15 protein-coding genes are annotated in these 13,455 nt (G+C 35.5%); 1 reads left to right on the forward strand and 14 read right to left on the reverse strand.

Translation table 11 applies throughout. The features are described from left to right. Positions 1-57 precede the first annotated feature (57 nt). The 9 genes from JO178_RS15095 to JO178_RS15135 all read right to left on the reverse strand — a co-directional run bounded on the left by JO178_RS15095 (position 58) and on the right by JO178_RS15135 (position 7,427). A complete protein-coding gene (locus tag JO178_RS15095; protein WP_291937653.1) occupies positions 58-363 on the reverse strand; it encodes an ATP-dependent Clp protease adaptor ClpS in 306 nt (101 codons plus the stop codon). 11 nt (positions 364-374) lie between these two features. Then, complete coding sequence (locus tag JO178_RS15100) at positions 375-1,733, reverse strand: hemolysin family protein (RefSeq protein ID WP_291937655.1); 1,359 nt, start codon at positions 1,731-1,733, stop codon at positions 375-377. Between the two features lie 268 nt (positions 1,734-2,001). After that, positions 2,002-2,865 carry an ATP synthase F1 subunit gamma gene (gene atpG, locus JO178_RS15105; RefSeq protein ID WP_291937658.1) on the reverse strand — a complete coding sequence of 288 codons (864 nt, stop codon included), beginning with the start codon at positions 2,863-2,865 and terminating at the stop codon, positions 2,002-2,004. Positions 2,866-2,939: 74 nt separating this feature from the next. After that, complete coding sequence (atpA, locus tag JO178_RS15110) at positions 2,940-4,517, reverse strand: F0F1 ATP synthase subunit alpha (RefSeq protein WP_291937661.1); 1,578 nt, start codon at positions 4,515-4,517, stop codon at positions 2,940-2,942. Positions 4,518-4,533: 16 nt separating this feature from the next. Next, complete coding sequence (gene atpH / locus JO178_RS15115) at positions 4,534-5,073, reverse strand: ATP synthase F1 subunit delta (protein ID WP_291937662.1); 540 nt, start codon at positions 5,071-5,073, stop codon at positions 4,534-4,536. Between the two features lie 2 nt (positions 5,074-5,075). After that, complete coding sequence (locus JO178_RS15120) at positions 5,076-5,573, reverse strand: F0F1 ATP synthase subunit B (protein ID WP_291937665.1); 498 nt, start codon at positions 5,571-5,573, stop codon at positions 5,076-5,078. A gap of 82 nt (positions 5,574-5,655) precedes the next feature. Further along, positions 5,656-5,850 carry an ATP synthase F0 subunit C gene (gene atpE, locus JO178_RS15125; protein WP_048511689.1) on the reverse strand — a complete coding sequence of 65 codons (195 nt, stop codon included), beginning with the start codon at positions 5,848-5,850 and terminating at the stop codon, positions 5,656-5,658. A 48-nt stretch (positions 5,851-5,898) separates the two neighbouring features. After that, on the reverse strand, positions 5,899-6,996 hold the full coding sequence (atpB, locus tag JO178_RS15130) for a F0F1 ATP synthase subunit A (RefSeq protein WP_291937670.1): 1,098 nt from the start codon (positions 6,994-6,996) through the stop codon (positions 5,899-5,901). Positions 6,997-7,055: 59 nt separating this feature from the next. Then, the gene (locus tag JO178_RS15135) at positions 7,056-7,427 is read right to left on the reverse strand and encodes a hypothetical protein (protein ID WP_291937672.1); all 372 of its coding nucleotides are present in this window, start codon (positions 7,425-7,427) and stop codon (positions 7,056-7,058) included. A gap of 156 nt (positions 7,428-7,583) precedes the next feature. Between JO178_RS15135 and ffh the strand changes: the two genes are divergently transcribed. Beyond that, entirely contained in the window at positions 7,584-8,945 is a 1,362-nt protein-coding gene (gene ffh / locus JO178_RS15140) for a signal recognition particle protein (protein WP_291937675.1), read from the forward strand. A gap of 84 nt (positions 8,946-9,029) precedes the next feature. Here the strand turns inward: ffh and JO178_RS15145 are convergent, their stop codons facing one another. The 5 genes from JO178_RS15145 to JO178_RS15165 form a co-directional block, all read right to left on the reverse strand. Further along, the gene (locus tag JO178_RS15145; protein ID WP_291937678.1) at positions 9,030-9,680 is read right to left on the reverse strand and encodes an OmpW family outer membrane protein; all 651 of its coding nucleotides are present in this window, start codon (positions 9,678-9,680) and stop codon (positions 9,030-9,032) included. Between the two features lie 90 nt (positions 9,681-9,770). After that, positions 9,771-10,421, reverse strand: coding sequence for an outer membrane beta-barrel protein (locus JO178_RS15150; protein WP_291937681.1), 651 nt, complete (start codon positions 10,419-10,421; stop codon positions 9,771-9,773). A 552-nt stretch (positions 10,422-10,973) separates the two neighbouring features. Beyond that, positions 10,974-11,471 carry a hypothetical protein gene (locus JO178_RS15155; protein WP_291937684.1) on the reverse strand — a complete coding sequence of 166 codons (498 nt, stop codon included), beginning with the start codon at positions 11,469-11,471 and terminating at the stop codon, positions 10,974-10,976. Positions 11,472-11,616: 145 nt separating this feature from the next. Further along, positions 11,617-12,282 carry a porin family protein gene (locus tag JO178_RS15160; RefSeq protein ID WP_291937687.1) on the reverse strand — a complete coding sequence of 222 codons (666 nt, stop codon included), beginning with the start codon at positions 12,280-12,282 and terminating at the stop codon, positions 11,617-11,619. Positions 12,283-12,398: 116 nt separating this feature from the next. After that, positions 12,399-13,358: a PhoH family protein gene (locus JO178_RS15165; RefSeq protein WP_291937690.1), complete on the reverse strand. Its 960-nt coding sequence runs from the start codon at positions 13,356-13,358 to the stop codon at positions 12,399-12,401. Positions 13,359-13,455: the final 97 nt, after the last annotated feature.

The following is a 13,455-nucleotide window of genomic DNA, read 5'->3' on the forward strand; positions in this document are numbered from 1 at the left end:
CGGAATGACAGAAGGCTTTCACAAAAAAACCGGACAATACATTGACCGGTTTTTATTTTATACGATTTCGCTTGTTAATTCCCTTGAAAGTAATTTTTCATGCATGGGCTTCAATACATCCATTGAGCCTGTTTTTACAGTGCATTTGCCTTTATAATGTACCAGTATTGTACATTGCTCAGCCTGTTCCAGCGTATGTTTACATATTTCGATCAGGCAGTCTATCACATAATCAAATGTATGAATGTCATCGTTATGCAGGACAAGCTTATAAACGTCATCCGTATCATCCAGCACGAGGACTTCCTCTTCATACTGACGTTTTGGATTTTCGTAGTCTTTTATAGTATTATAGAAATTCATTTTTAAATCTTTTAGGCTTCACCGATATTATCCGCCATATCATTAATAGGATTAGGCTCCTGATAGATGAGTTCCACAAGTTCTACACTCTTATTATTCATCTTCAGAATCTTAAAATGATAATGATCCAGTTCAAACTCCTGATTTTCCTGTGGAATTTCTTCAAGTTCATACAAAATAAATCCGGCCAGTGAATTGTACTCGCTTTCTTCGGAAAGAGGCAGTTTTTTAGGAAGGTGTTCATTGATCTCATCCAGAGGCTGGGTTGCCTGCACCCAATAAGTATTATCCGCTATTTTATCAACGATTTTTTCCTCTTCATCTTCCTCATCCTGAATTTCACCTACAAGTTCTTCCAGGATATCTTCTAAGGTAATAATTCCTTCAGTACCACCAAATTCGTCGATAACAATCGCTATATGCTGCTTTTTCAACTGGAATGTTTTTAATAAGTCTGAAACTTTTTTACTTTCCACCACGAAAAAGGCATCACGCATTAAATCTTTAAGATCTTCATGATCCAGATCTCCTTTTCTTTTTACAAATTCTCTGATAATTTCCTTGGTATAGAAAATTCCGATCACATTGTCAATAGAGTCTATATATACAGGGATACGGGAATAACCGCTATCCATAATTTTATTGATAATATCGTTTATATCTTCTTCAAAGTCGATAGATGTAATATTTTGTCTTGGAACCATGATCTGCTTGGCAGAATGATCTGTAAAGTCAAATGCATTTTTAATGATTTCATAGTTCTCCTCTTCAATTTCACCACTGTCTGCACTCTGCTTCACCAAAAGCTGAAGCTCTTCCGTTGAGTGAATTTCCTGTTCTGAAGCCGGGTGGATTTTTATAAGTCTTAAAAAGCCATTTGACATAGAATTCATCAACCAGATAAACGGTTTGAAAATCGTATAAAAAACTCTCAGAGGCACAGCGGTCGCCATGGTAGTGGCTTCTGATTTTCTGATTGCAATTGATTTTGGAATAAGTTCTCCAAATACGATATGCATGATAGTAATCAATACAAAACTGATCACCAGTGAAACTGAAGTAACAGTTGCCTGGCTCATGTCTATATTAATCGAATGAAAAATATTTTCTACGATATGGTGCAGAGCACTCTCTCCCACCCAACCAAGGGCAAGGGATGCCAATGTAATACCTAATTGTGTTGCAGAAAGATATTCATCAAGATGTTTGATAATATGCTCTGCCTGTTTAGCCATAGAGTCACCTTCTGCGGCTTTTAGTTGAATTTGTGAATAACGAACTTTAACAATTGAAAATTCTGCGGCTACGAAAAAGCCATTTAGTAAAACAAGAAATAAGGCCAGCAAAAGCCTGACTATGTCCGAGTCCATTTAGAAGTTGTATAAATTTTATTAGCTACAAAGATAGGCAAAATATAAATACCGCTGACTCCGGATCAGATATTTCGATAATGGTTTTTTAAAACGAAAAAATAAATCGATACAACAGGGCATTTTTACACGAAAAAAAATAGGCTGATCCTTTCTTCATTTTTTATTTTCAAGGTGGTTTTAGGAGGCTAAAAAGAGGTTTTCACTTTTTACTAATAAAAAAGCACCGATTTTATCGGTGCTTTTGATAGTATGTTAAAATAATTCTTTACGAATTTTTCAAAGCTTCTGCTCCGGAAACAATTTCCAAAATTTCGTTGGTAATTGCAGCCTGTCTTGCTTTGTTGTAGAAGATCTTAAGATCATTTCTCAAAGCTTCGGCATTATCGGTTGCTTTGTGCATTGCGGTCATTCTTGCTCCGTGTTCAGATGCTACTGAATCTAAGATCGCTTTGAAAACCTGAGTTTTGATAGACTTAGGAATCAAGTTGTCTAAGATCTCCGCTCTGTTTGGTTCGAAGATATAATCTGTTTCAACCTGTGGTTCAGTAGTTTCAGGCATTGAGATCGGAAGAAGTTTTTCTGTAGTAACTTCCTGAGTTGCTGCATTAACGAATTTATTGTAAATAACATAAACTTCGTCAAACTTTCCTTCCGTAAAGCTGGTCATTACACCTTCAGCAATATGAGCAACAGCATCAAAGCTTAGATTGTCATAAACAGAACTTCCATTAGCATATACTGAACGGCTTCTTCTTACAGCATCATATACTTTTTTACCTACAGGAAGAACTTCGATCTCATATTGAGAATTGTTCTGGAACTGAAGGTTAAGCTCTTTTACAATTGAAGAGTTAAAAGCTCCCGCAAGACCTCTGTTTGAAGTAACAGCGATGAAAAGTATTCTTTTAACCTCTCTTTTCTGAGCATATACAGAAACCTGGTCAGGATCTGAGCTAGAATTTACATTCTGGATAAGCTCCTGTAATTTTTCAGAATAAGGTCTTAACATCACGATTGCGTCCTGTGCTTTTTTAAGTTTCGCTGCGGAAACCATTTTCATAGCACGGGTAATTTGCATCGTTGATGAAATTGACGTAATTCTGCCTCGTATTTCTTTTAAGTTTGCCATTAATTTGGGTTCAAAGTTTAAGGTCTAAAGTTTAAGGTTTAAAACGGTATTTAAACCTTAAACATTGAATTTTTTTAGTTGTATTTAGAAGCTAAATCGTTAGCTGCCTGCTTAAGAACACCTGTAATATCGTTATCGATTTTTCCAGCTTTGATCGCAGCCATTGTATCAGGATGCTTAGATCTTAGGAATTCGATATATTCGATCTGGAATTCTTTTACTTTGTTCAATGGAACATTTCTTAGCAAGTTCTCAGTTCCTGCATAGATCATCGCTACTTGGCTGTCTACAGGAAGTGGAGAGTTTACCGGTTGCTTAAGGATTTCCACGTTTCTTTCTCCTTTAGAGATTACTGCTAAAGTAGAAGCATCAAGGTCAGAACCGAATTTAGCAAACGCTTCTAATTCTTTATACTGAGCCTGGTCTAATTTAAGTGTACCAGAAACTTTTTTCATGGACTTGATCTGAGCATTACCTCCTACTCTCGATACAGAGATACCTACGTTGATCGCCGGACGAACTCCAGAGTTGAATAGATCAGACTCCAAGAAGATCTGCCCGTCTGTAATAGAGATTACGTTTGTAGGGATATACGCAGAAACGTCACCAGCCTGAGTTTCAATGATTGGAAGTGCAGTTAAAGAACCACCACCTTTCACGATTGGCTTAAGAGACTCTGGTAAGTCGTTCATCTGCTTAGCAATTTCATCATCAGCGATTACTTTTGCAGCTCTTTCCAATAATCTTGAGTGAAGATAGAAAACGTCTCCAGGATAAGCTTCACGGCCCGGTGGTCTTCTTAATAGTAGAGAAAGCTCACGGTAAGCAACAGCTTGTTTAGATAAATCATCATAAACGATAAGCGCTGGTCTACCTGTATCTCTGAAGAACTCACCAATAGCAGCACCTGCCATTGCAGAATATACCTGCATAGGAACCGGGTCTGATGCGTTAGCCGCAACGATTACCGTATATGCTAAAGCTCCTTTATCAGCAAGAGTTTTAACGATTTGTGCTACAGTAGAAGCTTTCTGACCGATAGCTACATATATACAATATACTGGTTTCCCAGCTTCAAAGAATTCTTTTTGGTTGATGATCGTATCGATCGCAACAGTAGTTTTACCTGTTTGTCTGTCACCGATGATAAGCTCTCTTTGTCCTCTTCCTACAGGGATCATAGAGTCAATCGCAACGATACCTGACTGTAAAGGCTCAGTTACCGGCTGTCTGTAGATAACTCCAGGAGCTTTTCTTTCTAATGGCATTTCATATAAATCTCCTGTAATAGGACCTTTACCATCGATAGGATTACCAAGAGTATCAACTACTCTTCCTAACATACCTTCTCCTACTTTGATAGAAGAGATTCTGTTTGTTCTTCTTACGGTATCTCCTTCTTTTACTAATTTACTTTCACCTAATAAAGCAACACCCACGTTGTCTTCTTCAAGGTTAAGTACAATACCTTCTACATCACTAGAAAATTTCACCAACTCTCCGTATTGTACGTTTTCTAACCCGTATACACGAGCAATACCATCACCGATGGTTAAAACTGTACCTACTTCCTCAACGTTTGATTGAGTATCGAAGTTGGCCAATTGCTGTTTTAAGATCGCAGATACTTCTGCCGGATTTATTTCTGCCATTGTATGGTTGTTTTTCTTAATTTAATTGGAAATCTTTTTTAACTTGGTTCAGTTTTGTCTTCACAGACGCGTCTACCTGCTGGTCTCCTACTCTTAGAACATATCCCCCAAGAATTTCAGGTTTTACGTTTACGGTAAGATCAAAATTTGAATCAGCATTCACAAGATTCGTAGATCTTAAAATCTGATGAAGATTTTCTTGTGAAAGCGGAGTCGCTGTTGTAAGCGTTACTCTTTGTACACCACTTAAATCTTCAACTTTATTGATGAATTCCTGAGCGATGTTTTTCAATTGGTTTTCACGACCGTGCTTAATAACCAATTTGATCAAATTCTGAGAAGAAGCTGATAAACCTTTGAAAATTTCGTTTGCTACTTCTATTTTCTTTTTAGAATCGATGTAAGGAGTAAAGAAAAATTTGTTTAAATCTTTAGATTCAGTCATTACCTTTACTACAGCTTTCATTTCAGAAAATACAGTAGCCGTTTGACCTGATTCATTTGTAAAATCAAGTAAACCTTGTGCGTATCTTTTAGCTACTTTAGATGTAAGCATTCTTAGTTAAGGTTTGATTTGTTTAAATAATTTTGAACTAATTCGTTTTGAGCCTCGCTGTTGTCTAATTTTTGTTTCAAGATAGACTCTGCGATGTTTACTGATAAAGTACCAATCTGAGTTTTGATGTCCGCCATTGCAGCATTTTTCTCAGCATTGATAGTCTGCTTAGCAGCCTCAATTAATTTGTCTCCTTCAGCTTTAGCAGCATCTTTAGCTTCTCCTACGATTCTGTCTTTAATTTCTCTGGCTTCTTTAAGGATAGCATCTCTTTCGATTTTAGCTTCACGAATAATTCTTTCGTTATCTTCCTTTAGAGTTTCCATCTCTTTTCTTGCTAATTTAGCCTGATTAAGAGCGTCAACAATAGATGTTTCTCTGTCATTGATAGACTTTAAAATAGGTTTCCAAGCGAATTTACCTAACAAAAACAATAATGCTAGAAAAATAACAGACTGGATAATAAATAATCCTGATGAAAACTGGTGAATTAATTCCATTATATAAATGTATAAATAATTATTACTTTTTTAAAGAACCATTACCTGCAACCAACCGTTACAGATAATGGTTTGATTTTAATTAGTTTACTGCAAATAGAGCAGCAAACGCAACACCTTCTACAAGTGCAGCCGCAATAAGCATAGCTGTTTGAATTTTACCAGCTTGTTCTGGCTGTCTAGCGATAGCCTCAAGAGCAGCAGCTCCGATTTTACCAAGACCAATACCAACACCTAATACTACGATACCAGCACCTACAATTTTAGGGATTTCCATAATATATAATTTTAAAAAATTTGTTTCTAAATACTATTTAACTTTCTATTAGTGAGCTGCGTGATGTTCGTGCTCATGTTCCTGCACAGCCATTCCGATAAACAGAGCCGATAACATCGTAAAGATATAAGCCTGTAAGAATGCTACTAATACTTCCAATAAATAAATAACCAATGTCAAGAACGGGAAAGCAACTCCTGCAATAACATTTTTAAACACATAGATCAAACCGATCAAACTCATTACCACGATGTGACCTGCAGTCATGTTTGCAAAAAGTCGGATCATCAATGCAAATGGCTTAGTGATTGTTCCTAATAATTCGATAGGAAGCATAATCAACTTCATGGGCACCGGTACTCCAGGCATCCAGAAGATATGTTTCCAATAATCTTTATTTGCAGAGAATGTAGTAATCAGGTAAGTAAGGATAGCCAGGAAGAATGTCATGGTAATATTACCTGTAACATTAATTCCGAAAGGCATTAATCCTAAAACGTTAAGGAAAAGAATAAAGAAAAATACAGTTAATAAATACCCCATAAATCTCTTATACTTATGTCCGATATTCGGGATTGCTACTTCATCTCTTACAAAGATAATCAAAGGCTCCAGGAATTTAGCGGCTCCGGTAGGAACAACAGACTTCTTGTAAGACTTAGCCATTCCTCCGAATAACACCAACATGAAGACTGACACTAAAAGGATGATAAGAACACTCTTTGTAATAGAAAGATCTAAAGGCTTTACATTTGTAGGATGCCCGTCTTCTCCAAGTGTTAAAGTTCCAGCCGCATCTGTCTTATAAATCTTTTCATGATGCAACACATAGAAAGACCCGTCTACTTCAGTTGGCTCACCATGCATAAAGCCTTCTTTATTACTCATAAAAGTATGAAACCCATTATCAAAAATAATAACCGGAAGAGGAAAACCAATGTGATGACCATCTTTATCAACCATCAATGTGAAATCATGCGCATCCAATAAGTGATGATCGATGAACTCTTTGTTTTCTTTACTTACTTTGTCTTTCTCTGAAAGCTCTTGTGTAGGAGCTGCCCCAGCAGCCGCCTCGCCGTGCTGTGCAGACACTAAGTTTAATACAAAAATACTGTAGAATAAAACTGCGAATTTCTTAAACATTGATAGGTTTTTTTCGTTGTGCAAAAATATAATATTTTTTCTAGTTTCAATAAATAATTTTACTGTTTTTTATCATGATTAATTAGCTTTATCGCATAGTACGTAAGCAGCGTTGTCAGGATAAAATACGGGATGATAAAATGAAATTTATAGCCCGGAATCACTTCAAAGTTCAGTTTCTTTCTGATTAAATACATTAAACCGAATTTCAAAAGGATTAAACCGATCACCGACATTCCTAAAAATTCGGGAGCTACTCTATTAATCAAGACAAGAAGTGTCATCATCATCATAAACATAACACTCAGAAAAAGATAAAATTTAATGATCATAATTTCATCCAGGTGAAAAACGAATTTCCAAAGAGAGAAATGCACCAGAAATGTCAGAAAGAACAAAATAACAACAAGAATATTAGGACTGATTTTCATTTTCAATTTTAATTGATCACAAAAATAGACTTTTTCTATCGTATTATCCTATGATTTGATATTTATCATTTTTCTTATACATATAATATTACGTGTCTGACCGTTTGGATATGCTAAAAATTCCTTATTTTTGCAAACCTATAATTTACAATACATATGTTTAATAGTTTACAGGATAAATTAGACAAGGCATTACACAATATTTCCGGACGTGGAAAAATTACCGAAATCAATGTAGCGGAAACCGTAAAGGAGATCCGTAGAGCATTGGTAGATGCCGACGTTAACTATAAAGTTGCAAAAGACCTTACCAAAAGAGTTCAGGATAAAGCATTAGGAGAAAATGTTCTTACGTCCCTTACTCCGGGACAGTTAATGACTAAAATCGTTCATGACGAATTGGTCGATTTGATGGGAGGATCTCAGGAAGGAATTAACCTGTCAGGAAAACCAACAGTTATTCTTATTGCAGGTCTTCAGGGTTCAGGTAAGACGACTTTCTCCGGAAAACTTGCTAATTATCTACAAACAAAAAGAAATAAAAAACCTTTATTGGTAGCATGTGACGTTTATCGTCCTGCTGCGATTGATCAGCTAAAGGTATTGGGTGGACAGATCAAAGTTCCTGTTTACACTGAAGAAGGATCTACAAACCCTTCTACTATTGCTGAAAATGCAATTAACTTTGCAAAAGCCAACAATCATGATGTAGTTATCGTGGATACTGCAGGTCGTTTGGCAATTGATGAGCAAATGATGAACGAAATTAAATCGGTACATTATTTCATCAAACCGCAGGAAACACTTTTCGTTGTTGACTCCATGACAGGTCAGGATGCTGTAAACACAGCAAAAGCATTTAATGATGCATTAAATTTTGACGGAGTTGTATTAACTAAATTAGATGGTGATACAAGAGGGGGAGCTGCATTAACGATCCGCTCTGTTGTTGAAAAACCAATAAAATTCATTTCTACCGGAGAAAAAATGGAAGCTTTAGATGTTTTCTATCCGGAAAGAATGGCAGACAGAATCCTGGGAATGGGAGACGTTGTTTCCTTAGTAGAAAGAGCTCAGGAACAGTTTGACGAAGAAGAAGCTAAAAAGCTTCACAAAAAAATTGCTAAAAATGAGTTTGGTTTTGACGATTTCCTTAAACAGATCAACCAGATCAAGAAAATGGGTAATATGAAAGACCTGATGGGAATGATTCCCGGAGTTGGAAAAGCGATCAAAGACGTAGAAATCAGCGACGATGCATTCAAACATATCGAAGCGATCATCTACTCTATGACTCCGGAAGAGAGAAGAAGGCCTTCTATTATCAATACTCAGAGAAAAGGCAGAATTGCAAAAGGTGCAGGAAGAAAAATTGAAGATGTCAACCAATTGATGAAGCAATTCGAGCAGATGGGTAAAATGATGAAGATGATGCAGGGGCCTCAAGGGAAGCAAATGATGCAGATGATGAGCAAAATGCCTAATATGCCAGGAATGGGCGGAATGTTTGGGAAATAATCCGGAAAATAAAGCCTTTAGAATATAAAATCCGACTCAGTTCTGAGTCGGATTTTTTGTTTTTTTATTCTGGTAAAGAATTAATTATTTGTCAGATTTTTGAGCCTTAGCTTTAATAAAATAAGAGAAACCCACATTGACACCGAAAGTCTTAATATTCGTTTTAACGTCTGTATTCATATAAGTTTCTTTATTGGAAAACTGATCATAAGAAATTCCTAAATTAATTCCTAAAGACTGTGTTGCCATATAAGTAACCCCTCCTTTTACTTTCCATGCTAAACCATCTGTTGTCGTCTCAGTCTGCATAAGCAAAGGATCCCCGGTTAATCCGCTATTTTTAAGATCTACTTTCGTTTTATTGGATGCATACCCGATCCCCGCGCCTAAGAACGGCACAAACTTAGTGGAATTAGTGAAGTAATAAGTCGCTGTAGGCATTACTGAAAAAGTAGAATTGGTCGTTTTATTACCATCGTATTTAGTCGTAGTATTTACATAGCCCAACTCAATACCCACTGCTAATTTATCAATTACAAAATATCCTACGGAAGGAGTGATTGAAAAAGTGTTTGTTTTAGGCCCGTCAAAAGATTGCCCTCCTACTTTTACAGTAGTTGTAGTGTTATTGAAACCCAACCCTGTATCTCCGCTTACTACCCAGTCTCCTTTAGTCATTTGAGCATTAGAAAGTCCGAAAAGTGCAACTGCACCGACTAATAATAGTTTTTTCATGATTATTTATTGAATTAAAGTTTTATTTGTTTTTATACGCCAAAAGTCCTAAGAAAACTTAGGACTTTAGACATTTATATGCTTTGTTTATTATTTTGCAAATACATATTTAACTCCGAAAGTTACAGCCTTTAGGTTTAAACCGAAGTCATAGTTGTTAACTCTCTTAGCTCCGTCAACATCTTCTTTAGAAGTATTGTATCCGAATTCACCGATAGTAGCTTCGATAGACCAGTTTTTGTTTAAGAAATAATCTAAACCTGGTTTAATGTTAACACCGATTGAAGTGTAGTTGTTTTTAGTAGATGTAGAAGCAACACTTGTGTTTCCTCCGTTTGTAGTGGTAGTAGTAACTTCTGTTTTGTTTTTACCAAATTCCATTGGAACTTCTAACTGACCGAAGATATATAATTTATCAGCTACAGTCCAGTATTTTCTTACGAATGGAGCTACAACAAATGCTGGCTTAGATTTTTCAGTTTCAGTTACTGCTGAACCTAATGTATTTGTAGTTGTAGTTTTCCCATCTTTGTAACCAACACCTAAACCTACAGCTAAGTTAGTCCCTACAAAATATCCTACCGTTGGAAGGATTTTGAAGTTCTCTACTTTTTTATCAGTATTGTTATCTTCTGTTTGAGAGTAGCTAACTTGTCCTGATAAATATGTAGTTCCTTTAGCAATCTGAGCGTTTGATAAACCGAAAAGTGCAACAGCACCCGCTAATAATATTTTTTTCATTTTAAAAAATTTTAATACTTTCTGATGGCAAATTTACAGTGGTCACCACGAATATTAAAATTTGTTAATGTGATTAATATCATTGTTAAATATTGACTTTTTACAGAAATAAATCTTAGCCAATAAAGCCTTTTGATTTTTTCACAATTTTATGAATAAAAAAATTGCAATTTATCAATCAGAGCCGAATATGTTTGTAGTTTATGATTTATCACTTTTGCCGGAAAAAATTGACTTTCTTCTCAATTCAAAAAAACAGGTTGCATAAAATACTAATTTTCAACACATTAAATACACAAAATTAAACATCCGTTTATAAATATACATAAAAAAACAGAGAATCATTTAAGCTAAATCGCATGAAACCCTGCAATATACCACAGATCTTACGACTTGAAGAAGCATGTAAGAAAGTCATAAAAACCTTCTTTCAATAAAAATTATTGGTAATTATTTAATATTATCTTAACTTCTTTTTAGAGAATATTCTTCTTATAAAAATAAAAACTCCGGCTTTTCAGCCGAAGTTTCATATTGTATGATCTCACTTCTTTATTTAATGAAGAAGTTATATCCAAGGTTAATAGCACCTACATTCCAGCTATTTCTATACCATCCATAGTCTCGTCTGTTACTAATACTCTGATATCCTAAATACAATTCTCCTTTCTTCATTTGATATCCGAATTTCGGCTGAGCATAGAATCCACCATCTACCCCGTCTTTAGTAGAAATTCCGTATCCTAAATCTAGTCCTACAAAAACAGGAGCTCCGGAAAACTTATATTTACCGGACACAGCCACAGGAATAAATCCAAAATCATCAAAATGATCTTTTCCGAAGAAATGCGAATATCCTGTTGCTACACCAAGATCAAGACCTTTAGTAATATTCCACATATAAGCCGCATCTACTCCTAATGTAAATGAAGACACATCACTTGCATCAGATACAGGAACACCAATATGCCCACCTAGTTTAAAACCTTCCTGCGCTTGAACAGCACCTCCTAATAGTGCAAAAGCACCTACTAATAATAGCTTTTTCATTTTTTTAGTAGCTTTTAAATTACCGACCCAAAAGTACTAATTATTTTCAATCCTTACGGTAAGTTCCCCGAATCTCATTTCTAGGAATAAAAAAAGCAGAACAAAATTTGTTCTGCTTGTAGAATATTGTATATAAAGTTTCAGATTAATTTCCTCCGAATTTGAAACCAACACCTACCTGAATAAAGCTATTAGTTGTTTTTTCATTTCCTACAGGATGTTTTGCTAAATTAGAAACCCCAAGATTGTATCTTGCATCAAAGAACAATCCGTTTTCCAAAGCATATTCGGCACCCAGGAAAGGAGCGATATTTAAAGTACTCGTTTGATCTTTAATATCCACTTCTTTATCTGAATTAAGCTCAAGTCCCGGAAGACCGATACCAAAATCAGTAGAAAGTTTTGCTTTAGCAGAAAGAATAAGTCCGAAACTTGCTCCTGCAGAAACCGATAAACCTTCAGTAATAAAATATTTAGCTGAAACAGGAATCAATAAAGTATGGAAAGTTTCCTTGGATTTAAAGTTTAAAAATGTACCTGGATCACTCGGATCTGCTTCAGCAATTTTTACTTTACCTCCTAATTGTGAATACAAAAGTTCTCCCTGAAGCGCAAATTTATCACTCAGTTTATATTCAGCCATACCTCCGATATAAAATGTATGCAGAGGATCTGAAGTCTCAGACTGCCCGTCACCTTTCAATTTTAATGTAGAGTATGAATATCCTGCTTTTGGACCAAATCTGAATTCCTGTGCTTGAGCCGAAATTCCCATAACAGCGACCGCTGCAATAAGTAAAAGTTTTTTCATTAGTAATTAGTTTTAATATTTAAAGGAATGCAAAACTAACTATTTTTTTAAAACTGACAAATTATAGCGGTTTTTTTTCACCAATATGATACTTATTTTACATTTTTATTCAGCCATCAGTCATTTCTTAGTCTTTTCTCTTCATCATTATAAGCCAGAATGATTTTTCTTACCACAGGATGTCTTACTACATCCTCTTCTGTAAGATGCACAAAACCAATTTCATTGACACCATTTAAAATCCTCATAGCCTCTTTGAGCCCGGACTGCTGGTTTTTCGGAAGGTCAATCTGGCTTGGATCTCCTGTAATGATAAACTTGGCATTCATTCCCATTCTGGTCAGGAACATTTTCATTTGCGCATGGGTAGTATTCTGTGCTTCATCGAGAATAACAAACGCATCGTCAAGAGTACGCCCTCTCATAAAAGCTAACGGTGCCACTTCAATTATCTTTTTCTCCATAAATCCTTCGAGCTTTTCATGAGGAATCATGTCACGAAGTGCATCATATAAAGGCTGCAAATAGGGATCCAGCTTCTCTTTAAGGTCTCCGGGTAAGAATCCGAGACTCTCCCCTGCTTCTACGGCAGGTCTTGTAAGAATAATTCTTTTTACTTCTTTATCTCTTAAAGCTCTTGCTGCTAAAGCAACACTGGTATAGGTCTTTCCTGTTCCCGCAGGTCCGATGGCAAAAACCATATCTTTTTTCTCAGTTTCCTTTACCAGTTTTTTAAGATTGGTAGTCTTCGCCTTGATGATCTTCCCGTTTACTCCTTTTACAATGATATCCTGGTCAAAGATCAGTTGCTTTTCGTTTTCGTCTTTAATATTCAGAATATTTTCAACGTCTTTCAGTCCTATTGAATTGTTTTTAGAAATAAAACGGACGATATCATCCAGTTTTTGTTTCAATATGTCTAAAGCTTCCTGATTACCCATTGCAAAAATAAAATGATCTCTGCCTGTAATTTTAAGAGTTGGGAAGCTTGATTTTATTAAGTTGAAATATTGGTTATTAACTCCATAGAAGATTTTTGCATCAATATCTTCCAAATCATACGTTAATTCAAACATGTAGTATTTTTATTTTAGATTTTAAAATTAAAGCTTTTTTTCAAATTTATCTCAAATTCTTTTCAACAATCTTTCGGGCATTCTTTTTATTTTAAAT

The organism is Chryseobacterium sp., from assembly GCF_019236175.1.
Lineage (GTDB): Bacteria > Bacteroidota > Bacteroidia > Flavobacteriales > Weeksellaceae > Chryseobacterium.